General features: G+C 63.6%; 23 protein-coding genes. 7 read left to right on the forward strand and 16 right to left on the reverse strand.

Annotation, left to right across the window (positions count from 1 at the left end; translation table 11 throughout):
• Positions 1–182: 182 nt before the first annotated feature.
• From V1286_RS30990 to V1286_RS31000, 3 genes are read right to left on the reverse strand one after another with little or no spacing between them, the layout of a single operon-like run.
• Positions 183–596: a Rieske (2Fe-2S) protein gene (locus tag V1286_RS30990; protein ID WP_108512224.1), complete on the reverse strand. Its 414-nt coding sequence runs from the start codon at positions 594–596 to the stop codon at positions 183–185.
• The gene (locus V1286_RS30995) at positions 596–1705 is read right to left on the reverse strand and encodes an amidohydrolase family protein (RefSeq protein WP_334486143.1); all 1110 of its coding nucleotides are present in this window, start codon (positions 1703–1705) and stop codon (positions 596–598) included. The genes V1286_RS30990 and V1286_RS30995 overlap by 1 nt, the downstream gene beginning before the upstream one ends.
• Positions 1702–2781 (reverse strand): amidohydrolase family protein, encoded by a 1080-nt coding sequence (locus V1286_RS31000; RefSeq protein ID WP_334486146.1) that lies wholly within the window; start codon positions 2779–2781, stop codon positions 1702–1704. The genes V1286_RS30995 and V1286_RS31000 overlap by 4 nt, the downstream gene beginning before the upstream one ends.
• Positions 2782–2917: 136 nt before the next feature.
• Between V1286_RS31000 and V1286_RS31005 the strand changes: the two genes are divergently transcribed.
• Positions 2918–3400: a CinA family protein gene (locus V1286_RS31005; protein WP_334486149.1), complete on the forward strand. Its 483-nt coding sequence runs from the start codon at positions 2918–2920 to the stop codon at positions 3398–3400.
• A gap of 204 nt (positions 3401–3604) precedes the next feature.
• Here the strand turns inward: V1286_RS31005 and V1286_RS31010 are convergent, their stop codons facing one another.
• A complete protein-coding gene (locus V1286_RS31010) occupies positions 3605–4864 on the reverse strand; it encodes an IS110 family RNA-guided transposase (protein ID WP_334477947.1) in 1260 nt (419 codons plus the stop codon).
• A 334-nt stretch (positions 4865–5198) separates the two neighbouring features.
• Here V1286_RS31010 and V1286_RS31015 point away from each other — a divergent pair, with 334 nt between their 5' ends.
• Entirely contained in the window at positions 5199–6089 is an 891-nt protein-coding gene (locus V1286_RS31015) for a hypothetical protein (RefSeq protein ID WP_334486152.1), read from the forward strand.
• A 146-nt stretch (positions 6090–6235) separates the two neighbouring features.
• Here the strand turns inward: V1286_RS31015 and V1286_RS31020 are convergent, their stop codons facing one another.
• The 3 genes from V1286_RS31020 to V1286_RS31030 form a co-directional block, all read right to left on the reverse strand.
• Positions 6236–7546, reverse strand: a complete 1311-nt coding sequence (locus V1286_RS31020; protein ID WP_334486155.1) for an HlyD family type I secretion periplasmic adaptor subunit — start codon at positions 7544–7546, stop codon at positions 6236–6238.
• On the reverse strand, positions 7543–9288 hold the full coding sequence (locus V1286_RS31025; protein WP_334486158.1) for a type I secretion system permease/ATPase: 1746 nt from the start codon (positions 9286–9288) through the stop codon (positions 7543–7545). Before V1286_RS31025 ends, V1286_RS31020 begins: the two co-directional genes overlap by 4 nt.
• A 141-nt stretch (positions 9289–9429) precedes the next feature.
• A complete protein-coding gene (locus V1286_RS31030; RefSeq protein ID WP_334486161.1) occupies positions 9430–10245 on the reverse strand; it encodes an acyl-CoA thioesterase domain-containing protein in 816 nt (271 codons plus the stop codon).
• A 90-nt stretch (positions 10246–10335) separates the two neighbouring features.
• On the opposite strand from V1286_RS31030, the gene V1286_RS31035 reads away from it, so the two are divergent.
• Positions 10336–11268 carry a LysR substrate-binding domain-containing protein gene (locus V1286_RS31035; RefSeq protein ID WP_334486164.1) on the forward strand — a complete coding sequence of 311 codons (933 nt, stop codon included), beginning with the start codon at positions 10336–10338 and terminating at the stop codon, positions 11266–11268.
• Positions 11269–11274: 6 nt separating this feature from the next.
• Here the strand turns inward: V1286_RS31035 and V1286_RS31040 are convergent, their stop codons facing one another.
• Positions 11275–11544 (reverse strand): GlsB/YeaQ/YmgE family stress response membrane protein, encoded by a 270-nt coding sequence (locus V1286_RS31040; RefSeq protein WP_334486167.1) that lies wholly within the window; start codon positions 11542–11544, stop codon positions 11275–11277.
• 51 nt (positions 11545–11595) lie between these two features.
• Here V1286_RS31040 and V1286_RS31045 point away from each other — a divergent pair, with 51 nt between their 5' ends.
• Positions 11596–11922 carry a hypothetical protein gene (locus V1286_RS31045; protein ID WP_334486169.1) on the forward strand — a complete coding sequence of 109 codons (327 nt, stop codon included), beginning with the start codon at positions 11596–11598 and terminating at the stop codon, positions 11920–11922.
• A 158-nt stretch (positions 11923–12080) separates the two neighbouring features.
• On the opposite strand, the gene V1286_RS31050 is transcribed toward V1286_RS31045, so the two are convergent.
• The 7 genes from V1286_RS31050 to V1286_RS31080 all read right to left on the reverse strand — a co-directional run bounded on the left by V1286_RS31050 (position 12081) and on the right by V1286_RS31080 (position 19462).
• Complete coding sequence (locus V1286_RS31050; RefSeq protein ID WP_334486171.1) at positions 12081–13064, reverse strand: ABC transporter ATP-binding protein; 984 nt, start codon at positions 13062–13064, stop codon at positions 12081–12083.
• Positions 13061–14473, reverse strand: a complete 1413-nt coding sequence (locus tag V1286_RS31055) for an amidase (protein WP_334486174.1) — start codon at positions 14471–14473, stop codon at positions 13061–13063. The genes V1286_RS31050 and V1286_RS31055 overlap by 4 nt, the downstream gene beginning before the upstream one ends.
• Positions 14470–14667, reverse strand: a complete 198-nt coding sequence (locus V1286_RS31060) for a hypothetical protein (RefSeq protein ID WP_334486176.1) — start codon at positions 14665–14667, stop codon at positions 14470–14472. The genes V1286_RS31055 and V1286_RS31060 overlap by 4 nt, the downstream gene beginning before the upstream one ends.
• Positions 14664–15743, reverse strand: a complete 1080-nt coding sequence (locus V1286_RS31065) for an ABC transporter ATP-binding protein (protein ID WP_334486178.1) — start codon at positions 15741–15743, stop codon at positions 14664–14666. Before V1286_RS31065 ends, V1286_RS31060 begins: the two co-directional genes overlap by 4 nt.
• 4 nt (positions 15744–15747) lie before the next feature.
• On the reverse strand, positions 15748–16626 hold the full coding sequence (locus V1286_RS31070; protein WP_417021292.1) for an ABC transporter permease: 879 nt from the start codon (positions 16624–16626) through the stop codon (positions 15748–15750).
• A 12-nt stretch (positions 16627–16638) separates the two neighbouring features.
• On the reverse strand, positions 16639–17592 hold the full coding sequence (locus V1286_RS31075) for an ABC transporter permease (protein WP_334486183.1): 954 nt from the start codon (positions 17590–17592) through the stop codon (positions 16639–16641).
• Positions 17593–17803: 211 nt separating this feature from the next.
• Positions 17804–19462 carry an ABC transporter substrate-binding protein gene (locus tag V1286_RS31080; protein WP_334486185.1) on the reverse strand — a complete coding sequence of 553 codons (1659 nt, stop codon included), beginning with the start codon at positions 19460–19462 and terminating at the stop codon, positions 17804–17806.
• Between the two features lie 210 nt (positions 19463–19672).
• On the opposite strand from V1286_RS31080, the gene V1286_RS31085 reads away from it, so the two are divergent.
• The 3 genes from V1286_RS31085 (at position 19673) to V1286_RS31095 (ending at position 22497) form a co-directional block, all read left to right on the forward strand.
• Positions 19673–21283, forward strand: coding sequence for an ABC transporter substrate-binding protein (locus V1286_RS31085; RefSeq protein WP_334486187.1), 1611 nt, complete (start codon positions 19673–19675; stop codon positions 21281–21283).
• Between the two features lie 315 nt (positions 21284–21598).
• Positions 21599–21784: a hypothetical protein gene (locus V1286_RS31090; RefSeq protein WP_334486189.1), complete on the forward strand. Its 186-nt coding sequence runs from the start codon at positions 21599–21601 to the stop codon at positions 21782–21784.
• A gap of 62 nt (positions 21785–21846) precedes the next feature.
• Positions 21847–22497: a hypothetical protein gene (locus V1286_RS31095; protein WP_334490025.1), complete on the forward strand. Its 651-nt coding sequence runs from the start codon at positions 21847–21849 to the stop codon at positions 22495–22497.
• Positions 22498–22736: 239 nt separating this feature from the next.
• Here the strand turns inward: V1286_RS31095 and V1286_RS31100 are convergent, their stop codons facing one another.
• The gene (locus V1286_RS31100) at positions 22737–24962 is read right to left on the reverse strand and encodes a CHASE2 domain-containing protein (RefSeq protein WP_334486191.1); all 2226 of its coding nucleotides are present in this window, start codon (positions 24960–24962) and stop codon (positions 22737–22739) included.
• Positions 24963–25052 lie beyond the last annotated feature (90 nt).

Below are 25052 nucleotides of genomic sequence, written 5' to 3' on the forward strand. Positions count from 1 at the left end.
CCAACGCCATCTTGCACGTTCAACGTGTTCAAGAACGAAAAGATCGTATTCCGAGTTGGAAGCAGAACTCGCCGCGCGATAGCCGCGACGCGCCAAACAATATTTCTGTTCGATCACCCATCGCTACGGCAAGAGCCACGCAATGACGCATCCGGGTTCTCGCGTCGCCGGAATGACGCTCGCTATAGATCCACCACGACGTAATCGCTTTCGACCGACACGGCGAGCGTCTCCGCGACATAAGGCCCCTTCACCACCGCCGATCCCGGCTCGACATTGACCGGATAGGCGCGGGCGCGAAAGCGTTTGGGGTCACAATAGGATTGGCCGGTGCGGATGTCGAATTCCCAGCCGTGCCAGGGGCAGCGGATGATCTCGCCGAGCTTTGTGTATTCGATCTCGCCGGGATCGGAGGATTGCGCGAGCCCGATCAGCGGACCCTCGCACAAGGCCGCGCCCTGATGCGGGCAGCGGTTGAGCAGGCCAAAGAACTCGCCCTTGATGTTGAAGATCGCGATCGGCCGCTCGTCGATGGTCAGGAATTTTCGCGTACCCGGCGGCAACTCGTCTACCGGGGCAATCACATGACGAACCATCAGCTCAAACCATAAAGCTTCTTCGCATTGCCGAGATAGAACGCTTCGCGGTTGGCGTCGCTGACGCCGGCCGGCAACACGCGCGACGGCTCGTCGAAATCCCAATGCGGATAGTCTGTCGCGAACAACAGCTTGTCCCAGCCGATCCATTCGATCACCTGGAACAGATGGTCGCGGCGCTCCGGGTCTTCCATCGGCTGCGTGGTCCACCAGATGTGGTCGCGGATATATTCCGATGGCTTACGCTTGAGATACGGCACCTCGCTGTGCAGCCGCTCAAAACTCTTGTCCAGCCGCCAGCCAAGCGACGGCGCCCAGCCGAAGCCGGCCTCGATCATCACCATCTTCAGCTTAGGGTATCGCTCGAACACGCCTTCGAGCACCAGGCTCGCCAGCACGGTCTGCTGGCACTGCGCATGGCCGACCATCTCCTCGATGTAGAAGCTCGGCCAGCCGGATGGGGTGAGCGGATTGCCGCCGAAGCCAAAAGCGTGGATGCCGACCGGCAGGCCGATCTCCTGCGCCGCCTCGTAGACCGGCCAGTAGCGGCGCTGGCCGAGCGGCTCGACATTGCGCGAGAGCAGCAGCACCTGAACGAAGTTCTTGTCGCCGGCGCGCTTGCGGATTTCGGCGGCGGCGGAAACGCCGTCTTCATTGGCGACGACGATCGAGCCCTTCAGGCGAGAATCCTTGGCTGTCCATTTCTCGATCTGCCAGTCGTTGATCGCGGAGCAGATCGCACCGGCCAGATCCTGGTTGCGCAACCCCTGCCCGCTGGCGAGCGGATTGAGCACGCCGAGCGCAACGTTGTAGGGATCGAGAAGCTGCTTCTGCATGAAGGACAGCGAGGAGCCCTGCGGACCGCCTTCCGGCGGCCATGCATCGCGGCGCGAGGCGTTCGGCTGCGCCTTCGGATAGGGCGGGCCTTCCATCATGCCGTGATAGGCCTGCTTGCCATAGGCCTCGAGATGTTCGTGCCAGCGTCTTTCCAGGAAAGGATAGAGTTCGTCCGCCGTCGCACGGGCCGGATGGATGTCGCAATCCGCGATCGCGGTCCTGACGTTGACGGGTGACGCGGGCTCCGGACGGTCGCGGAACTGGACGTTCATGGCGTCGTCTCCTTTGCGAATTCCAATCGGCCGTAGGTCTTAAGCGGATTGTCGATCATGATCTTGCGAACAAGATCGGGGGAAATCCCCTCGGGCAGCACCGCGTCGCCGTCGAATTGCCAATGCGGATAGTCGGTCGAGAATAGGAGCAATTCGTCCGACTGCATATGGTCAAACAGGCGGTTCAGGGTTGCGGGATCGGGCGGCGCATCGACCGGCTGCAGCGAGAAGCGGATATTGCTGCGCACAATCTCCAGCGGCGCCCGATCGACCCACGGCGTTTCCATCCGTATGCCGCGCCAGAACTTGTGCAGCCGCCACAGATAGGCCGGCAGCCAGGTGAAGCCACTTTCCAGCATCACCATCTTCAGACCAGGGTGGCGGGCGAACACACCCTCCACGATCAGGCTGGTGAGCTGGGTCTGGAACGCGGTGGCTTGGGCTACGTAATCCTCGATGTGGTAGGAGCCCCAGCCGACCGAGGTCGGCGGGTTGTGATAGGCGCTGCCGGCGTGGATGCCGATGGTGAGGCCCAGCCGTTCGGCCGCCGCATAGATCGGCCAGTAGGCGCGCTTGCCCAAGGGCATGTCGCCCATGACAAGCACCAGCACCTGGACGAAGCGCTTGTCGGCGGCGCAGCGCTCGATCTCGGCGACCGACTTCTCGACGCTTTGCGTCGGGATCACGATCGAGCCGCGCAGCCGCGCGTCCTTGTCGAGCCATTCTTTGGCTAGCCAGTCGTTCAGCGCGCGGCAGAACGCGTCCTGCATGTCTTCGGAGAACACCATCTGCACGCCGTACAAGGGATTGCAGATGCCGTAAGCTGTGCCGAACCGGTCGAGCGCCTGCTTCTGCATGTCGGCGAGGTCTGAACCCGGCTTGCCCTGCCCCGGTCGCCAGTCCGGCCGCGACGAGATCGGCGAATTGGTCGGATAGGATTGCGAGACCAGGTCAGTCATGCCGCGCGTCGTCACCTGGTCGCGCCAGTAGTCGTTCATGTAGGGCAGCAGGCTGGTCAGATGAGGAACGGCGGGATGCAGATCGCAATCCACGCCGCCGGAAAGCGGCGACGTCATGATGTTTCCTCTTCGGCCCGCGTGGGCCGCGGTTGTTTGAGGTATTCAATCAGGGCGGCCGCTGCGCCGCAACTCGGCAAATGTGGACCTCCTGTGCTAGGAGGACATGACTGGCGGGAATTTTTAGGGAGTTGAAATGAAAGAGCTCGTGACAATCGCCGAAAAGATTGCCGCTCAACTGATCGCGCGCAAACAGACGATTGCAGTTGCGGAATCTTCAACCGGCGGCCTGGTTTCGGCGGCATTACTTTCGGTGCCGGGCGCATCCGCCTATTTCCTCGGCGGCGCCGTGGTCTACACGCGCGATGCGCGGCGGCTGCTGATGGATATTCCTGACGAGGCGATGAAGGGCATCCGTTCTGCGTCGGAGCCTTATGCGAAACTGCTGGCAAGCCAGGTCCGCCAGCGCTTTGCAACCGACTGGGGCTTGTCGGAGACGGGTGCGACGGGACCGACCGGCAACCGTTACGGCGACGCCGCCGGCCATAGCTGCATGGCGGTGGCGGGGCCGTCGCAATCGGTGTTCACGCTGGAAACCGGCCGCGCCGACCGGCAGGCCAACATGCAGGCGTTTGCGAAGACGGCGCTCAATCTGCTGCTGGAGAATTTGTCGAAGTAGATTCGTAGGACCTCCTAGCTTTCGTCAAGGAGCTGGGCGTCCTTGAATGACGAGCGTAGCGCCGTGCTCGCCGCCGTCCAGGACGCTCCGCGCCGGCTACGCCGGTGCCGATGGCATCCTGGACAGCGTCTGCGCGCGTCGCTGTCGGGTTCGGCAGGTCGGGACGAAGGAATGGTCGCAAGCGGCCGAACCAAGGAATGAGGCTTACTGTTTGACGGAGATCTGCGAACTCCCGCGGTTGGCATCATACAGGGTCCGGCTCTTGAGGGTCGAGCATAGAGCCGAGAGCAGGCGATCGCCCACGCTACGCAACGCACGTGCATGGCCGTGGCCGCGCTGCCGCAAGGCATCATAGCGGCGCCGCGCGGCAGCATCGTGCTGGATGGCAACGCGCGACCAATGATGAACGGCGGTCTGCAGCCTCCTGTTGCAGGCGTGGCGGCGGATCACGAAGCGTTGTTTGCCGCTTTGCCGCGTCACCGGAGCAACCCCTGCCAGCGCACGCAAGGCGTGATAATCTCGGGCCTGCAGCGGCTGCGCTGCCTCGGTGAGCAGTGTGGCGAGAACAATCCTGCCGATTCCCGGCCAGGAGCGAAGGATTGCCACGTCACACTGCTCACGGCTCTGCCCCGACGGGCTCTCCTCGTCCGGTGCCGCGAGCCCGGCGCAGAGGCCGTCCAGGGCGTTGTGGGCTTCCTTGATCTGCTGATTGACCAGGTGCATGCGCGCCGCGAGACTGCGGATATGCACGCAAGCGGCCTCCGTCGTGCCTGGGGCGACGAACAAGGCCGTCTTGCGCAAGGTCTGCAGCACGGTGGCGGCATCGAGACGCCGGATGCGGTGGTCCTTGAGGATGCGCGCAACCGTCTTCTCCGTTACCTTCGCGGCGGCGGCGGGGGTCGGCACCTTTTGCCACAGCGCCAGGAACCAGTCGTCCCCGACATCATCGGCTAGTTCGGTCGCCTGCGGATAGTAGCGCCACAGCTGCTGACGCAGACGATTGGCCAGACGCGTCCGTTCCTGCTGCAACTCGTCCACGAGGCGCGACCACTCGCGCAGCTCGATCACCACCGGATTGTCGATCGCAAGCTGCCGGAAGGCTTTCCGATCGGTACGCAGTGAGTCTCCAAGGACAAGGGCGTCTCGGCTGTCATCCTTGGCGCCTGCGACTGTGAAGCGATCGCGGAAACGATCGAGCTGCTTGGGATTGATGGCAAAGACCACAAACCCGTGCTCGAGCAGCATCTCCACCACGGGACCATGCGGCATCTCGATCGCGACGGCGATCTGCCCCGGCGCAGCCCCGGTCTTCTGCAGCAACCAATCTCGCAGTTCCATCAGTCCGGCTCCGCCATGGGCGAACTCCCGCTCGCCCATGCGTCCTCCTTCGCTATCAAGCAGGCAAACGCGGTGGCTCTGTGTTGCCCAATCGATCCCGACAAACCAACGCACATCCTCAACCATTACTGGACCTCCTCGCTTCTCAAAGCGGGCCCACTGCGATCCCGATCGATCCCTGTACTGGCGCTCTTGGCGCAAACCTCCTAGTGGATATTGATCGCAGCCGCTCCACCGGGGCGCAGGTCCTACGAAGGTGGCTCATAGCACGGGTGGGTCAGGCAGCTCCCGGCAGATCGGCCCGTGCAGCCAGTCTACATCAACGACTGGTGCCGAACGCCAGAAGGGTACAGGGTGGGCAAAGCGCAGCGTGCCCACCAATTCGATCCCGTTCAATGAATGGTGGGCACGCTGCGCTTTGCCCACCCTACAAGAGCAGGCCCATCCGAGGATCGCACCCATGCCACAACAATTCGACCGCGCCGCAGAGGATCTCGGCAACTCGATCCATTTCGAGCATGTCAACGTCACCATCCCCGATCAACGCCTGGCGACGCTGTTCTATATCGCCGGCCTCGGACTGACCCGCGATCCCTATCTGATGGTGTCGGACACCAACATGTGGGTCAATGTCGGCAGGAGCCAGTTTCATCTGCCTGATGGCGCGCCGCAGGTGCTGCGCGGCCATACCGGCATCGTCATCTCAGGCCGCGCGGCGCTGCTGGCGCGGCTGGCGTCGGTCGCGAAGAAGCTGGAAGGAACGTCGTTCGCGTTCACCGAGCATAACGACCATGTCGAGGCGATCTGCCCCTGGGGCAACCGCGTTCGCTGCTATGAGCCGGACGCCGCGCGCTTCGGGCGCATCACGCTCGGCATTCCCTATGTCGAGTTCGACGTACCAGTCGGCACCGCGAAAGCGATCTGCGCCTTCTATCCCGCGATCATGGGGATGCAGGCCGAGTTCTTGAACGGCGATAACGCCGTGGCGCGGGTCAAGGCCGGCAAGGATCAGTACCTGCAGTTCCGCGAGACCGACCGCGCGCGGCCGGAGTTCGACGGGCATCATGTGCAGATCTACATCACGGACTTCTCAGGTCCCTACCGCCGCCTGCGGGAGCGCGGCCTGATCTCGCAGGAAGACAACCAGTATCAATACCGCTTTCGCGACATCGTCGACCTCGATGGCGGCAGGCATCTGTTCACTGTCGAACACGAGGTCCGCAGCGCCACGCACCCGATGTTCATGCGGCCGCTGGTCAACCGCGACCCGGCCGAGACCAACCGCACCTACGCACCCGGCCATGAGCAGTGGCCTTACGCGATGGGGCCGGATGAGTATGACAGAAGGTAGGGGGGCGGGCACACTGTCGTCCCTGCGAACGCAGGGACCCATACGCCGTGCCGTGTGTTTTGAGGGACGCTGTTCGACGGCTTCGTTTCAACAACTGAAGCCGGTGGTTATGGGTCCCTGCTTTCGCAGGGACGACGGAGAGAGACTCACCTCTCCCTGAACGAGCGCATCAGCTGGTCGCTGAACGGCTTCATCAGATAGGAGAACATGGTGCGGTCGCCGGTCTGGACGAAGGCTTCGACCGGCATGCCCGGGATGATCTTGACGTTGTCGCCGAGGCGGGCGACTTCGGCCGGCGGCAGCGAGACGCGGATGGTGTAGTAGCTCTGGCCGGTGCGCTGGTCGGTGGTGACGTCGGCGGAGACGCGCGTCACCACACCATTGAGTTCCGGCGTGGTGCGCTGGTTGAAGGCGGATAGCCGCAGCAGCGTCTTCTGGCCGATCTGCAGCTTGTCAATGTCCTGCGGATTGACCTTGGCCTCGACCGAGAGATCGTCGGCCCGCGGCACCACCATCATGATGGCGTCGCCGGCGGTGATCACGCCGCCCACGGTGTGCACCGTCGATTGCAGCACGACGCCGTCCTGCGGTGCGCGGATGTCGATGCGGCGGAGCTGATCCTCCGCGGTGACCTTGCGCTCGACGAACTCGCCGATCTTGTCGTTGGTCTCGCGCAGATCCTTGGAGACCTCGCTGACCACGTCCTTGTCGACCTGGATGATCTGCAGTTCGGTTTCGGTAATCTTGCCCCTCGCCTGCGCACGCGCGGCGATATATTGCGCCCGCTCGCCAGACAGCCGGGCATGGTCGCGCTCCAGCACCGTCAGGCGCGAGATCTGGATCAGGCGCTGCTCGTAGAGCTGGCGGACGCCGACCAGCTCCTTCTCAACCAGCGCGGTTTCCTTGTCCTTGGCCTGCTCTTGCGCGGTGAGGCCGGCGATTTCCTCGTTGAGCTGCGACACCCGCTCGCGCAGCTGCGATTTCTGCCCGGCCCGACCGAATACCCGAACCTCGAACAGCTTGGTTTCGCTCGCCATGACGTCGCGAACATCGGGATCGCCGGCCTGATCGATCAGCTGTGGGGGAAACTTGATCTTGTCGAGGCCGCGCTGCTCGGCCTCCAGCCGCGCCGCGCGCGCCCACAATCCGTTCAGCGTCTTGACGACGATGGCCAGACTAGCCTTGACCACGGTCTCGTCGAGCCGCACCACGACATCGCCGGCCTTGACGATGTCGCCGTCGCGCACCCTGACCTCGCCGACCACGCCGCCGGTTGGGTGCTGCACCTTCTTGACGTTGGAATCGACCACCACCGAACCCGGCGCGATCAGCGCGCCCGAAATCTGCACCGTCGAGGCCCAGCCGCCAAACCCGCCGGCCAGCACCAGCATCAGCGAAAGACCCAGAATCAGATGCGCGCGGATCGAACGGCGCGCGCCTGTCAGCTCGGCGGTCATGATTTCTTCGCTCCTGCTTCGGAAACGATCTTGATCGGCGTCGGCGGCGACGGCACCCGCTGCAGCACCTGGCCGAGCACGGTTTCCTTCGGACCGAACGCCTGCATGCGGCCGTCCTTCAGCACCAGAAGCTGATCGACCGCCTCGATGCCGATCGGCCGGTGTGCCACCACGACCACGATGGCGCCGCGTGCGCGCGCGCCGCGCACCGCGCGCGTCAGCGCCTCGTCGCCCTCGCTGTCGAGATTGGAGTTCGGCTCGTCGAGCACGATGAGGAACGGATTGCCGTAGAGCGCCCGCGCCAGCGCCACGCGCTGGGCCTGCCCGGCAGACAGCGCCGCGCCCTGCTCGCCGATCTGGGTGTCGTAGCCCTCGCGCATCTTGATGATCATCTCATGCACGCCGGCTTCCTTGGCGGCGGCGATGATCGCCTCCGACTTCGCTTCGGATTCGAAGCGGCAGATGTTCTGCGCCACGGTGCCGGCGAACAGTTCGACGTCCTGCGGCAGATAGCCGATGTGGCGGCCGAGCACGTCCGACGACCACTGGTCGAGCGCCGCGCCATCGAGCCGCACCTTGCCGCGGGCCGGCATCCAGACGCCGACCAGCGCGCGCACCAGCGACGATTTGCCGGAACCGCTCGGGCCGATGACGCCGACGCCGGTGCCGGCATCGGCCGCGAAATTGACGTCCTGCACGATGACGCGCTGATCGCCCGGCGGCACGATGCTGACGGCCTCGACCGACAGCCGCTTGGTCGGGGCCTGCAGCAGGGTTTGCTGGTTCGAAGCCGGGATCTGTTCCAGGAGCTTGGAGAGGCGATGCCAGCTCTGGCGCGCGGCGACAAAACCTTTCCAGTGGGCGATGGCGAGATCGACCGGCGCCAGCGCCCGCGCGCTCAGGATCGAGCCCGCGATGATGATGCCGGCGGTGGCTTCCTGGTGGATCACGAGGTAGGCGCCGACCGCGAGCACCGCCGATTGCAGCATCATGCGCAAGACTTTTGCGACCGCGCCCAGGCCGCCGGCGATGTCGCTGGCGCGCTGATTGCCTGCCAGATAGATCTCGTTGGCCTCGCTCCAGCGCCTGGTCAGCCGTCCGGACATGCCCATCGCGACCAGCACTTCGGCGTTGCGCCGGCTGGCGGCGGCCAGATCGCTGCGCCGCGCCGCCAGCGTCATCGCCTCCTTCGCCGGCGTGCGCGACAGGAACTCGGTGATCAGTGTCAGCGTCACCAGAATGACGGCGCCGGCCAGAGCGGTGACGCCGAGCAGCCAGTGAAATGCAAAGCAGATCGCGAGATAGAACGGCAGCCATGGCAGATCGAAGAACGCGCCCGGCCCCATGCTGCCGAGAAACGACCTGACATTGTCGAGATCGCGCAGCGGCTGCAGGCCCTCGTTGCGGCTGCCTACCAGCAGCGGCAGCCGCACCACGGTTTCGAACACGCGCGTGTTGAGGGCTTCATCGAGTGCAGTTCCAATGCGGCCAAGAATGCGACCGCGGATCAGATCGAGGCCGCCTTGGGCGATGTAAAGGCCGCCAGCGAGAATCACGAGGCCAACCAGGGTCGGCACGCTGCGGCTCGGCAGTACGCGGTCGTAGACCTCCAGCATGAAAATCGAGCCGGTGAGGTACAGCAAATTGATCATGCAACTCATGACGCCGACGCCGATAAAGGCGTTGCGACAAGCGCGCAGCGCTTCACCGAGCTCGGAACGCCGGACGGGAGCGGCTGCCATTTATGCGTATCTCTTCAAAAGGATCAGGTGACGTGCTGGTTTTACCGATGTTTTTGGACACCGTCTATTTTAAGTCACGTTAACCTGTATCCAATTCACCCCCATGAAGCAGGTGGAGATGGAAGTCGCGCCTTGGGGCCGCTAATTCGACACCGGCGCCAGCCCCGCGGCGGATTCGGGCTTCGTTTGGTGCGGAAACGGCACCAGAATCACGGACATCGAGACCCGGCCGATCTCGCCTTTGATATCGAGCAGGACGCCGCTTCCGGCGCCAATTCCACCTGCCGGCCGCCATCGGGCTTGCGCGCGAATGCCGACCCATTCGCCGGCAGGCTGGCGGAACAACTGAACCGTCAGATTGGGGTTCGGATCCGCCACCACATCCCTAACCGGCCGGGCGATGCCATGGGTCCAGTCCGCCGGTCCCAGCACGGAGGATAGCGGCACCTTTGACAGCGATCCCGCGCCATCGATGATCGGCTGGTTCATGCGAAACCAGGCGACGCCGTCACCCGCGCGGGCCTCCATGGCATCCATGAACCAGGGCCGGCCATGCGCCGCTCGCCCTGTGCGCACCGGAAACCGGGTGGGATCGGCGGCATCGCTTGCGGGATCGCCAAAGCCGGGCACTTCGACCGCGCGCTCGCGCGACAGCGTCACCCGCACGGTGGCGCAGGGCTGGTCCTCGTCGTCGGGCCAGAGCGTGTTGTCGATCACACTGACGCGGCCGCCCTCGGTCACGACCGAAAGCGCGGTTCGCAAAACCGTCATCGGGGTCGGGCGCAGGAACCAGGCCGACGATGCGATCGCCGTGCCCCATTTACGCTTCTCCGCCAGCGCCTCGACTTCCGCCGTCAACAGGCTTGCGACCGCCCCGCCCTGCAGGCCGGCGAAGGGGCCGGCGGCAAGTGCCGTGGGTTGCCAGCGATTGGGGCCGACGGACTCGAAGATGGCCAAGGTTGCGGTATCCTGAGGTGAGAAATGTTGAACCTTAAGCTAGTCTGGCGGAAGCCAGAGTTCGCCACAAAAGGGATTTCCTCACCTCAGATGAGTATTATTCAACCTTTGGAAGCGCCGCCTTCACCGCTGCGCGCGATCCCGCCCTTGACAGCCTTGCTGGCGTTCGAGCGCGCCGCTTCGCAACTGAGCTTTCGTCGCGCGGCGCGCGACCTTTCGCTCAGCCCGTCGGCGATCAGCCATCAGATCCGCGGGCTGGAAGAGCAGTTCGGCGTCAAACTGTTTGTGCGCGGCGCGCGTTCCGTCCGGCTGACGGCCGATGGCGAACGCTATCTCGCAAAAGTCTCTGCCGCGCTGGCGGTGCTGCAGGATGCCAGCCGCGACATGTTGCAGCATCGCCGCGATGCGCGCGCCGAACTCTGGATCAGTTCGCTGCCGTTCTTCACCTCGGCCGTGCTGATCCCCGCGCTGCCGGAGTTCAAGCGGCGCAATCCGCAGCTGACGCTGCGCATCGAGGCCACGCATCAATATGCCGACTTCAACGCCTCCCGGGTCGACGTCGCGATCCGCTACGGCCGCGAACATTCGACAGGACTGAAATTCGAACCACTGGTCGCGGTGAAGGGCTTGCCGGTCTGCGCGCCCGCGCTGATCAAGGCTGGATTGAAGCAGCCGGAAGATTTGTCGCGGCAGGTGCTGATACATCTGACGACCCAGCCGCGCGCCTGGCCGGTCTGGCTCCGGGAAGCCGGCCTTCAGCATCTCACGCCGCGCGGGCATTTGTGGCTCGACAGCGTCCCGGCGATGCTGGAGGCCGCCGAGCAGGGGCTCGGCGTCACGCTCGGCATGTCCCCCCTGATCAAGGCGCGTCCGGGTTTTGGCAAGAAGCTGGTCGCGCCCTTTGCGTTAGAGGCCACCCATAGCGAGACGATCTATCTCGTCTCCCGCACCGAGCAGGCGCGCGACCGCCGGATTGCTGCCATCCGGCGATGGATCGTGGAGGCGGTTGGCCACGCCAAATAGCGCGCGCTACATCCGGCCGCCGGTGCGGAGCAGCCGCACAATCAACAGCAAGATGATGGCGCCGATGGTGGAGTAGACGATCTCGGACACCAGCCCGGTGCCGAGGCGGATGCCGAGCTTGGGAAACAGCAGGCTTGCGAGCAGCGCGCCGGCGATGCCGACGAGGATATCGCCGATGATGCCAAAGCCGGTGCCGCGCACGATCTTGCCGGCGAGCCAACCGGCAACGAGGCCGACGAAAAGAATGACGAGAATGCCTTCGTTGGAAATCTGCATTTGAAGTCCCCCAGGTTCACGACGCGCAGGCCGACGACAGCCTATCCATCATTGTCCGATGTGACGAGCCGCAATCCGCACGCCCTCCAACAACGCCTGCGAAGTGAAACTTTTTTGCGTCACCCGCGTTATGTCGGCATGAAGAATGGCGACATTTGGTATGTGACCTTTGGTCCGGACAGGACGGACGAGACGGCGGAGAGCATGACGCGCTCGACCCGCACCTTTAAATCTGAAATCGACGCCAAGCTTTTTGCGATGCAAATTCTCGCCAAGGGCTGGTCCGCCAGCGCGGGCACGCTCAATCCCCATCAGCCGAAGCAGGTCGTGGGGCCGGCGCAGATCGAGCGCTGGGCCGATCCGGGGCTGGGTGGGTGAATCATTCACTCGTGTCCCGGACGCGCGAAACGGGTGCACCGCAGGCCGGGACCTAGCGCCGCGACATCTGGACCCCGGACCAGCAGCGTACCACGCCGCAAAGTGCGGCGCGCTGCGCAGCATCCGGGGAACGCCCCGCGGAGCCGAGCCTCGTCACATCAGCTAGCAGCAGAAACTTCCGCCGCCTCCGCCAGCACGCATCGCGCGGTTCGATCCGGCGATACCTGCACATTGGGCGGCAATCCTTCGCTGCAGCGCGGCTGCGCGTAACTGCAGCGCGGCGCGAATGAGCAGCTCGCGGGCGCCTTGTCTAGCGAAGGCGGTGTGCCCGGAATGGTCTCCAGCCGCGCGCCGCGTTTGGCGCCGTGCACGGTCGAGGCCAGCAGCCCCTTGGCATAAGGGTGAACCGGCGTGCGCACGATGTCGCGCAAGCGGCCCTGCTCCACGATCTGGCCGGCATACATGACGGCCACACGGTCGCAGATTTCGATGGCGACGCCGATATCGTGGGTCACGAAAATCACGGACATGCCGAACTCGCGCTGCAATTCGCGCAGCAGCAGCAGGATCTGGATCTGCACCGTGGCGTCCAGCGCCGTGGTCGGTTCGTCGGCCAGAAGAATTTTCGGCTTGCAGGCCAGCGCCAGCGCGATCATCGCGCGCTGCCGCATGCCGCCGCTCATTTCGTGCGGATAGGCATCGAGACGGCGCTTGGCGGAGGGAATCCGCACCACCTCCAGCATTTCCAGCGCACGGGCCATCCCTTCCTTCTGGCTCTTGCCTTCATGGCGCATCACGCTTTCCGCGATCTGGTGGCCGATCGTGTAGACGGGATCGAGCGCCAGCGCCGGCTCCTGGAAGATCATGGAGACGGTCTGGCCGCGGAACGCCGAAAGCTGTTCGTCGTTCATCGCCAGCACGTCGCGGCCCAGCACCTTCACTGTGCCCGAAATCTGCGTCCGCTTCTTCGGCAGCAGCCGCATCAGCGCGCGCAAGGTCACGCTCTTGCCGGAGCCGGATTCACCGAGCAGGCCGAGCACCTCGCCCTCGCCAAGCGAGAGCGAGATGTCGTTGACGGCATGAACCGTGCGCTCGCCGGTGAAGCGGATGTTGAGGTCGCGGATTTCGACGAGGTTGCTCATGCAGCTTTCGGTACCTGGAGGTGATAGTCGGTGGCGCGCTGGAATGCTGATCCGATCCGCACTAGCCCTGCCTCGTCGAAGGGACGGCCGATCAACTGCATGCCGACCGGCAAGCCCTTTGCAGTGAAACCGGTGGGAATCGAAAGCGACGGCAGGCCGAGATAATTGATCGGGCGGGTGAATTTTGTGATGCGCTGGATCACGGCCTCCGCATCGAGGCTGTTGCCGACATCGCTCTCGGCAATGGTCGCCGCCGGCATCGGCGCGACCGGTGCGATCACGGCATCGGTGCCGGCCACTGCTGCGAGATACGCCGCAAGCGCGGGACCGCGCCAGCGCATCGCTTCGAGATAGGTCACGGCAGGAATCGCAAGCCCGTTCTGCAGCCGCATCAACACCTGCGCGCCGTAATCCTGCGGCCGCTCGATCATCCAGCGCTTGTGGAAGGCAGCGGCTTCGGTGGCGAGCACGATCTGGCAGGCGGCGGTGAGCTGACGCTGATCCGGCAGTTCGACCTTGACGATCTCGGCGCCCTCGCGTCCGAGGGTAGCGATGGTCTCATCGAGGACCCGCGCCACTTCGGGATCGAGGTCGTCGACATAGAAAGCGGTCGGCACGCCGATCTTGAGGCCTTTCAGCGAGCCTGTGGTCGCGGCCATGTAGTTCGGCACCGGGAGCGTCGAGGTAGTCGGGTCCTCAGGGTCAGCGCCCGCCATCAGCCCGACCAGCAGCGCACAGTCTTCGACCGTTTGTGCGAGCGGTCCGACCGTGTCGAGTGACTGCGACAAGGGCATCGCGCCGGCACGGCTGATCAGGCCGACGGTCGTCTTGAATCCGGTGACGCCGCAGAAATGCGCGGGCATCCGGATCGAGCCGCCGGTATCGGAGCCCAACGCCGCAAAGGTCAGCCGCGCCGCGACCGCCGAACCGGAGCCGGACGACGAGCCGCCGGTGATGTGATCGACGTTCCAGGGGTTACGCACCGCGCCGTAATGGACGTTGTGGCCGGTCGGACCGTAGGCGAATTCCACCATCTGCAGCGAGCCGAGCCTGACGGAGCCGGCGTCCTTCAGGCGTTGCAACGCGGTCGATGTTGTCGTCGCGACGTAATCGCGGCGTATCCTGGAGCCGCAGGTCACGACCTTGCCGGCGTCGTAATACATGTCCTTGTGCGCCATCGGCACACCGTGCAGCGGGCCGAGATTCTTGCCTTTGGCGAGCGCGGCATCGGCAGCATCCGCCGCGGCGAGCGCCTCGTCCGCCTCGATCGCCATGAAGGCGTTGACGCGCGGCTGCCATTGCGCGATCCGGCCGAGGCAGGATTGCGTGACCTCGCGCGAGGAGAGTTTCTTAGCCGCGATCGCTTTCGCGACCGCGACCGCTGACATCAGGGCCGGTTCGCCGCTCATTTCGACACCATCGCGCGCTGCACCACGAGAAAGCTCGCAGGCTCGAGATCCATCGGCAGCGTGCCGGCAATGGGCGCAAAGCCGTCGAAGGCCGGACCGATGGAATGGGCGATGCGCGCGGAGACTTCAGAATCCTGCGGCACGCCGGCGACGTCGGTCATTACCTTGACCTGTTTGGGATCGGGTCTTGTCATGCGGCGGTTGCTCCCTTGTCATTTTCTTTGGCCGGCGCGCGGCTGTGCCCGGAACCTGCAATGGCCATGTAGCACGCCGCCTGATGGCCCATTGTATCGACATCGCTGAGTTTTGGCGTCGCATTTGCGCAGAGCGGCTCCGCAAACGGACAGCGGGTGTGAAACCGGCAACCGGGCGGCGGATCGATCGGATTGGGCGGATCGCCCGAGATCGGCGGCGTTTCGGTGCGGTTATCCGGATCGGACGACGGCATCGCCGCCAGCAGCGCTCGCGTATAGGGATGCGCCGGCGCATCCCAGACCTTATCGACCGGGCCGAGTTCGACCACCTCGCCGAGATACATCACCAGCACGCGGTCCGAGATGTAGCGTACCACGTTGAGGTCGTGGCTGATGAACAGATAGGTGAGGCCGAATTCGCGTTTGAGATCGGCGAGCAGGTTGAGCACCTGCGCTTCGACCGACTTATCGAGCGCGGATACCGCCTCGTCGAGGATCACGAGCCGCGGCGACAGCGCCAGCGCACGTGCGATGTTGACGCGCTGGCGCTGGCCGCCGGAAATCTCGTGCGGGTAGCGGTTGGCAAAAGTTTCGGCCCGCAAGCCGACCTTGCCGAGCAGCTCGCGCGCCAGCGTGCGCGCCGCGCCATCCGCCATGCCGTGAACCTTTGGGCCGAATGCAATCGACTCCTCGATGGTCAGGCGCGGATTGAGCGAGGCGTAGCTGTCCTGAAACACCATCTGCATGCCGCGGCGCAGTTCACGCAGCGACAGCGCGCGGCCGACCTGCATGCCGTCATAGACGATGTCGCCGGCATCGCGCTTCATCAGATGCATCAAAAGCCGCGCGGTGGTCGACTTGCCGCAGCCGGATTCGCCGACGATCCCAACGGTTTCGCCCTTGGCGATGGAGAAGGAAACATCATCGACCGCGCGCACGGTTTTACGAGGGCTGAACAGATCGCCGCGCACCGGGAAATGCTTGGTGAGGCCGGTGACCTGCAGCAGCGGCTGCGCGGCGCCACCGACGTCCGCGACCGGTTCCAGTAGTTCGACTGACTGATACGTCTCACTCATCCAGTCAGTTCCTGATGTCCATGGCGCTGCGCATGCCGTCGCTGAGCAGATTGAAGCAGATCGACACCGCAAAAATCATCACGCCCGGCAGCGCCGCCACCCATGGATTGACATAGATCGCGGTGCGCAGCGTGTTCAGCATCAGGCCCCATTCCGGCTCCGGCGGTTTTGTACCGAGGCCGAGGAATGACAGGCCGGCGGCAAGGATCATCGACACCGAGATCAATCCCGTAGCGTAGACGAAGATCGGGCCCAGCACATTGCCGAGCATATGCACGCGCATGATGGTGAACGGCCCGGCGCCGGAAGCGCGCGCGGCCTCGACGAAATCCATGTTGCGCACGCCTGTCGTCACGCTTTCCGCCACGCGGGTGATCTGCGGAACGAACACGATGGTCAGCGAGACGATGGAATTGACGATGCCGGCGCCGAGCGCGCCCGAGATCGCGATCGCCAGCAAGACCGACGGAAAGGCATAGAACACGTCGATGGTGCGCATGATCGCGGTGTTGAGCCTGCCGCCGACATAGCCGGCGACGAGCCCGAGCGAGGTGCCGATCATGAAGGCGAGGATCACCGGAAGAATGCCGATGATCAGCGACAGCCGGCCGCCATAGATCAGCCGCGCCAGCATGTCGCGGCCGAGTTCGTCGGTGCCGAGCGGATAGTTCGGCGTGCCGATGTGGCGAAGCCGGCGGATCATCGAGCCCTGGTAGGGATCGGCAAGGCCAAGCCACGGCGCGCACAATGCCGAGAGAACGATCAGCACCAGCACAAACGCGCAGACCATGCTGACCTTGTCGCGTGAGATGCGGCGGCCAACGGTCGCCCAATAGCCGCGCGCCTTGGTGGCGGGTGCGGCTTGCAGGACGGTATCCGACATCACGGTCATGAATCAGCCCCGCTTGATGCGCGGATCGATCGCGGCCTGCGCGATATCGACCAAGAGATTGAGGGCCACGAAGAACAGCGCCAGCACCAAAATCGTGCCCTGCAGCAGCGGCAGGTCGCGCTGGAAGATCGCGGAATTGAGCAGTAATCCCGAGCCGGGCCATGAGAACACGGTCTCGATCAGGATCGAGCCGCCGAGCATGTAGCCCAGTTGCAGCCCCATCACCGCGAGCGCGGTGGGTGCGGCGTTCTTGATGACGTGTTTGAACACGTCGAGTTCGCGCAGGCCCTTGGCCCGCAGCGCCTCGACGAAATCCTGTGAAAGAATATCGCCGGTGAGCGCGCGCACCGTGCGGGTGACGATACCCATCGGAATCACCGAGGTCGTGATCGCGGGCAGGATCAGATACTTCATGTGCTCCCAATCCCACCCCCAGGCGCCGGAACCGCCGGGACCGGCGCCGACTGCGGGCAGCCAGTTGAGCTGCACCGAGAAGATGATGACCATCACCATGCCGAGCCAGTAATGCGGCACCGAGACGCCGGCGATCGCAATCGAAGTCGCGACCTTGTCGATCCAGGTGTCGCGGAAATAGCCGGCGATCAGGCCGAACAGCAGCCCGAGCGTGAAGCCGATCAGCGCTGCGGCAATCGCGAGCGTGACGGTGTTGCCGACCGCGCGCAGCACTTCCGACAGCACCGGACGCCCGGTAGCGATCGAATTGCCGAGATCGCCATGGAGCGCGCGCCACAGCCAAAGCCCGAACTGCACCGGCAGCGGACGATCAAAGCCGTAGGCGGTGCGCAGCTGCGCGGCGAGTTCCTGCGATGCGTCTGCCGGCAGCACGGCTACCAGCGGATCGCCGGGCGTGATGTGCACCAAGAGGAAGCACACCAGCGCCACGCTGGCCACGATCGGGATCACATAGACGATACGGCGGGCGATATAAGCAAACACGAGTCACTTTTTCTTCTTCCCTTCTCCCCTTGTGGGAGAAGGTGGCGCGGACTTTAGTCTGCGCCGGATGAGGGGTTCTATCCGCGGACGCAGACATTCAGATGAGGGACATATATCCGCGGAGAGAACCCCTCACCCGTCTTCGATGCTACGCATCGAAGCCACCCTCTCCCGCAAGGGGAGAGGGTGAGCAAGCATCACGCTCCCGACCTTACGGCGCCATCGACACCGGCGAGAAGTCGACGAACCAGCTCTTCGGCTGCACGAAGCCTTTGACCTTCGGGCTCATCGCGCGCGGGGAGACGTCATGGGCGACGTAGAGGAACGCCGCGTCATCCACCGAGGCCGCGTGCAGTTCGGCGAGTGCCGCGTCACGCGCTGCCGGATCGAAGGTCTGGCGCGCTTTCGTCACCAGCTCGTCGAACTTGGGATTGTTGATGTAACCCCAATTATTCGACGTTGGCGGCGCCATCGACGATTGCAGGAAGCGCACCAGCGCGAAGAACGGGTCCATCGCCGCATAGGTGACGTTGGTGGCGTTGGCGCCGTTGGCGGTGGGATCCTTGGCGCCGCGGCGCCAGTTGGTGAACAGCGTGTTCCACTCGATGACGTCGAGCTGGACGTCGAAATAGCATTCGGCCAGCGCCTGCTGCAGATATTCGTTCATCGGCAAGGGCTGCATCTGGCCCGATCCCGAGGCGGAGGTCTGGGTCTTCACCGTCAGCTTCTTGCTCGGGCCAAAGCCTGCTTCCTGCATCAGCTTTTGGGCAGCGGCCTTGTCGTATTTGATCTCAAACGTCGGCTTGCCGCGCCAGGGATGGCCGGCCTCGAACGTTCCGGTTGCCGGCACCATCAGCCCGGCGAGCAGGCCCTCCTTGAGGCCTTCGCGATCGACGCACAGATTGGCCGCCTTGCGCACGCGGATGTCATTCCAGGGCGAGCCTTCGATGCGCGAGAACTGCCACGGCCAGACATGCGGCGATTCATTGGCCTGGAGCTGGAAGCCGCGCTGCTTGATTTCCTTGACCGCGTCGGGCGCCGGCGCCTCGACCCAGTCGACCTGACCGGACAGCAATGCCGCGGTGCGGGCATTGGCCTCCGGCATCGGGAGCAGCACCATTTTGTCGACCTTGGGCACGCGACCCTTGTCCCAATAGCCTTCGTTCTTGACCAGTTCGAGCCGCTCGCGCGGCGTGAACTTCGACATCTTCCAGGGGCCGGTGCCCGAGGCTTCCTTCGCAAATGCCGCCCAGGCGGCCTGCGACTTCGCCTTGGCGTCGGCGCCTTCTGCCTTGTCATAAAACGCCTGCCACTTCGAAGGGCTGGCCATGAACAGGTTGGTCAGGTTGATCGGCAAAAAGCTGTCCGGCTCCTTGGTGGTCAGCTCGACCGTCATGTCGTCGATCTTGCGGGCAGAGGCCAAGGTCGGCATGCGCGAGGCGGTGACGCCGACCTGGCTGGCGTCAAATTGCGGCGCGTCCTGTTTCAGCACCTTTTCAACATTCCAGACCACGGCATCGGCGTTGAACGGCGAGCCGTCATGGAAGGTGACGCCGGGACGCAGCTTGAAGGTCCATTTCTTCTTGTCGGCCTCGTCGACCTTCCATTCGGTCGCGAGCCCCGGGATCATCACGCTCGGCTTGGTGGCCGACGAGAGGTCCCACGCCGTCAGCCCGTCATACATGGTCAGGCCGGTGAAGCGGTTGCCCTCAAAACCCTGATCGGGCTGGCCGAGCGTGCGCGGAATATCGGCAGCCGTCATGCCGATCCGCAGCACCGTTTCGGCGCCGGCGAGCTGCGGCAGTCCCACGACCAGCGCCGTTGCCAGCAGCCACGCGGTGGCCGTCTTTTTCGATTTGTCGTTACGCATATGCAGCAATTCCTTCTCGACTTGGGTGACTAATTCTTATGCAAAGGTATGCAACGCCTGTGCCAAGGCAGGCGTTGAGGCAGCCACTTCGTGAGGGGCCATTAGCCGCACAACTCCCTGTGAATGCGCATGCAAGCGCGCTTTCCATGCTCCATCTGGCATCAAGCTTGCATTTTTTAGCTCCAAACCCCGCCCGATGGAGCTTAATTCATGCGCACCCGAAATTCGATGCTTCTTGCTGCCGCGGCAATCCTCGGATTGTCTTTAGGCTTGCCTACGATTTCGGCGCGGGCGGAAACCGTTGTGCGCTACGGCATTTCGATGGCGGATATCCCGCTGACCACCGGCCAGCCGGATCGCGGCGCCGGCGCCTATCAGTTCTCGGCCTATACGATCTACGATCCGCTGGTCGCCTGGGAGATGGACGTGTCGGACCGGCCGGGCAAGCTGGTGCCGGGCCTGGCCACCGAGTGGAAAGTCGACGAGGGCGACAAGAAGAAATGGCGCTTTGCCCTGCGCAAGGGCGTCAAATTCCACGACGGCAGCGAATTCAATGCCGACGCGGTGATCTGGAATCTGGACAAGGTGCTCAATGACAAGGCACCGCAGTTCGACAAGCGCCAGAGCGCGCAGGTGAAAACCCGCCTACCCTCCGTGGCGAGCTACGCCAAGATCGACGATTCGACCATCGAGATCACGACCAAGGCGGTCGATTCCTTCTTCCCCTACCAGATGCTGTGGTTCCTGGTCTCCAGCCCCACGCAATATGAAAAGCTCGGCAAGGACTGGGACAAGTTCGCCAGCCAGCCTTCCGGCACCGGGCCGTTCAAGCTGACCAAACTTGTCCCGCGCGAACTGGCTGAACTGACCAGGAACGCCGACTATTGGGACAAGAAGCGGCTTCCGAAGGCCGACAAGATCGTGCTGATCCCGATGCCGGAAGCGCTGACGCGCACCAATGCGCTGCTGGCAGGCCAGGTCGATTTGATCGAGACACCGGCGCCGGACGCGGTGCCCCAGCTTAAATCCGCCGGCATGAAGATCGTCGACAACGTCACGCCGCATGTCTGGAATTATCATTTGAGCGTATTGCCCGGCTCGCCCTGGACTGATGTCAGGCTTCGCAAGGCGCTCAATCTCGCGATCGACCGCGAGGCCGTGGTCGGACTGATGAACGGCCTGGCAAAACCCGCCAAGGGCCAGGTCGATCCGTCGAGCCCGTGGTTCGGCAAGCCGTCCTTTGAACTCAAATACGATGTCGCGGCGGCGAAGAAGCTGGTGCAGGAAGCGGGCTATTCGAAGGAGAAGCCGCTGAAGGCGACCTTCATCATCGCGCAAGGCGGCACCGGGCAGATGCTGTCGCTGCCGATGAACGAATTCCTGCAGCAGAGCTTTAAGGAAATCGGCATCGATGTTGACTTCAAGGTGGTCGAGCTCGAGACGCTCTATACGGCATGGCGCAAGGGCGCGGCCGACGAGATGAACGCCGGCATCACCTCCAACAACATCGCCTATGTCACGTCAGATCCGCTCTACGCGATCGTCCGCTTCTTCCACTCCGGCCAGATCGCGCCGGTCGGCGTCAACTGGGGCGGCTACAAGAACCCCAAGGTCGACGCGCTGATCGACGAGGCCAAGCAGACGTTTGATGTCGCCAAGCAGGACGAGCTATTGGCGCAGGCCCATGCGCTGATCGTCGACGACGCCACGCTAGTCTGGGTCGTGCACGATACCAACCCGCATGCGCTGTCGCCGAAGGTGAAGAAGTTCGTGCAGGCGCAGCACTGGTTTCAGGATTTGACGCAGATCGGGCTGGAGTGAGAGTGGCTTGATCCAGAGCGCGCTCCAGCCTGTACAGGCTTGGCTGTCCTGATCTGAAGGAGACAGCCATGACCCCATTTGAAAACAAGGCACCGCGGCGCCTCAGCATAACCAACGCCGCCCCTGGCAAACCAACGGATCCGCACGAATAGGGCTCGAGGATTTTGCCCGTCTCACAACTGCCGCACAGCGGTCACGTTCGCTGAACGCCTCCGCCGTACTGTAGTCGTATTCCGACGATCATGTGCACGGCATGCCTGCTGGGCAGCGCTCAGCAGGCATGCTTTGTTTCGTCTAACGTCATGGGGAACTGCCGTGATCAAGATTGCGATTGCAGTGGGTGCAACGCTTGCCGTGGTGACTGCCGCCAGCGCTGCCGACATTCCACGCCGACAGCCCGTCTATCAGCAAGCTGCCGTCGGCAAGATGCCGATTGGCAAGACCCCGGTCGGGAAGAGCCCAATCGGCAAGGCGCCCGGGCCCGTTGTGTCGCGCTACTAGCGCACGGCATTGACCGAGGGTCGTTGAACCTGCCTTTGTCGTCGACGGTTGAGGGGCGAAGCGTGGCAAGTCGACCTAACAGATTGGGACCATGGTTGCTTGCGGGACTCACACTCGCAGCTTCGCTCCCAGGCACAATCCCATCGGCTTCTGCACACGAGGCACACAAGCGCTTGGCTGACGCGAATGCGCTTGTGTCTAGTAACGCGCCTATCCAGCCAAGACCGGCGGCACAGGCGGCTCAAAAGCAGGGCACAGCCAAGGGCCCGTACTACGTCGATTTCAGAGCCAGGACGGCGGCGAGCTGGGGACATGCTTTCGTCTGGTACGGGAAGACGAGCGAGCGAGCAGTTGAGGTCGCGGGCCTCACGCCTGCGGGAGACACCTTTGCCTACGTGCTGGGGCATTTGACGTGGGTCCCGTCCGAGACCGGGGCGAGCTATGGCGATCTTGATCCGGAGTACCTGACCGCGAGCTACCGGGTTTACCTGAGTGAGCCGGACGCAAAGAGGGTGTTCGCTTACATCAAGAAATTGCAAGCGAGTTCACCGGTCTGGAACGCGGAAACATCCAATTGCACGGCGTTTATCGGCAGCATCGCAAGTTTTATGGGACTGAAAGTGCCTCTCCGCTGGCAGCGTCCCGAGAACTACGTCAACAGCCTCAAGGAAATGAATAGCGGTCGCCAGATGGTCCGCCTGTCGTCGGAATAGCTGGCGCTGTAGGGTGGGTAGAGCGAAGCGAAACCCATCAAATCCCTGCGCGGAAACATGATGGATATCGCTTCCGCCTTCGCTCGTTGAGCTACGGCGGACAAGTCGCTCCACCCATCCTGCATTCCGCGGAGAATGCGTAGGGTGGGCAAAGGCGCGTTTGCGCCGTGCCCACCATCTCTCGTCGAGCATTGTCGTGAATGGTGGGCACGCTTCGCTTTGCCCACCCTACGGTTCTGTCACTTCGTCAGCAGCGCGAAGGCGCCGTTCCAGTCTTCCGGCGGCGGATTTTCGAGATAGCCGCGGATGCGGGCTTCGTACAAGTTGTACAGCAGCTCCAGCGAGCGCGCCTCGTCGGTCTTGCGGCCGCGCGCGATCGCCGCCAGCGCGCCATCCCAGTCGCGTGTGCGATAGCAGGAGAGCATCTCGATGGTCAGGTTGCGCAGGCGCTGGAAGCGGCCGGACTGCGCGATGTCCTCACGGCCGGCGATGGCGTAGATCACCTCCGGCTCCTTCTTGCCCTTCACCATGATGAAGTCGAGTTCGAGGATCGCGAACTTGTCCTTGACCGCCAGCGCGGTCCTGGAGCCGACGATGATCGGGAAGCCATATTCCTTCGACTGCCCCTCAAGGCGCGAGGCCAGATTAACGCTATCGCCGAACACCGAATAATTGAACTTGAGATCGGATCCCATATTGCCGACCACGCAGATGCCGGTATTGAGACCGACGCCGACATTGAGCGGAATGAACGGACGCCCTTCGTCCTTTGCCTCCTGCTCGCGCGCCTGATTGAGTTCGTCGACATGCTCCAGCATGTCGAGCGCGGCCTCGCAGGCGTTGAGCTCATGATCCTTGTCGTCGAGCGGCGCGTTCCAGAACGCCATGATGGCGTCGCCCATGTATTTGTCGATAAAACCCTTGCGCGCGAGAATCGCGTTGGTGAGCGGTGTCAGGAAGCGATTCATCAGCGCGGTGAGGCCTTGCGGATCGTTCTTGTAGGTCTCCGAGATCGAGGTGAAGCCGCGCATGTCGGAGAACATGATGGTCATCTCGCGCTCCTCGCCGCCAAGCACCAGCTTTTCCGGCGACTGCGCGAGCTGTTCCACCAGCACCGGCGACATGTATTGCGCGAAGGCCCCACGGATCTGCTTGCGCTGTTGCTGCTCGCGCACGAAGCTCGAAAAGATCAGGGTGAGGTAGATCGCCGTGGTCGACATCAAGGGGTAGGTGAAGTCGATCAGGAGCCTGTGCTGTATGTAGAAAAATGCCGACGTTCCGATCAGGGCGGTCGCAAACGCCCCGCCAAGCGCGACCAGCGTGATCGGACCGAACAACGGCGCGAACGCGATCACCAGAAGCCCAAACAGCAGCGCGGTCGCGAATTCGACCGCAATGCCGTAGATCGGCTGGGAGATCACCGCCCCGGTCAACGCGCTTTCCAGAATCTGGGCGTGGATTTCCACGCCCGGCATGTTCTCCGAAACCGGCGTGGTCTTGATGTCGTTGAGACCGACGGCCGAGGTGCCGATCAGGACCAGCTTGCCCGCGATCATTTCGGGCGCAACGGTCTTTTGCAGCACGTTGATTACCGGAACGTAGAGCGAAGGATCTTGGCGGGCGTAGTGAACCCAAAGCTGGCCACTGCCATCGGTCGGAAGCTGAAAGCCCTTGATGCCGAGGCTCTTGATGCCGGCCTTCTCGGACTTGATCAGGATCGTACCCGAGCCGGCGGCAACCCGAAGTATCTCGAAACTCAGCGAGGGCATGGTCTGGCCCTGCGCCAGCATGATCATCGGCACGCGCCGCACGATGCCGTCGCGCTCGGGCTTGATCGTGAAGAGGCCGCGCCCGGCAGCGGCATGTTCCAGCACCTTGGTGTTGCGCAGCAGGCCCGGGAACTGGAACATGAAGCGTTGCGGCTCCTCACCCAGCATCGCCAGGCCCGTCACCGGAAGCGTCTTGTCGAGCGCGGCCAGTTCTTCCGCGGCCCCCGATTCACCAAGCACCACGCGCGACTTGCGGATGGCTTCGGCGAAGACCTCGTCGTTGCTCGGCAGCGCCCGCAATTTGGCGCGGGTGTCCTCATCGAGGTTGCGGAACGTATCGGCCGCATCGGAGGGATTGAGCCGGTCCGGCTCCGGAAACACCGCGTCGAACGCGATCACGAGGGCGCCCAGCCTGGTCAGCTCGGTAATGAGATCGGCGATCCGCGTCCGCGGCCATGGCCACTGGCCGATCTTTTCCAGGCTCTTGTCGTCGATATCGACGATGGTGACCGGCCTCGCCGTCTTCTTGCGGGGATCGAGCCGCTGGAAGAAATCGAAGGTCCTGACCCGAACTTCCTCGACCGGCGCCGGGTCAGCAAGGCGCAGCGCGGCAAACCCGATCAGCAGCGCAAGGCACAGCAGCCGGGCATAGCCGATGCGCCGCTTGAACCACCTCGGTAGAGCCCGGAGCTTCATGGCTTCGATTGTTCGCTAACTGACGGCGCCAGACAAGCCGGAAGATAGCACCGGCATCAAGGATGCTGGCGGGAATTGCGAAGGGCCATA

Origin of the sequence: Bradyrhizobium algeriense, assembly GCF_036924595.1 — a bacterium.
In the GTDB taxonomy this organism is placed as follows: domain Bacteria; phylum Pseudomonadota; class Alphaproteobacteria; order Rhizobiales; family Xanthobacteraceae; genus Bradyrhizobium; species Bradyrhizobium algeriense.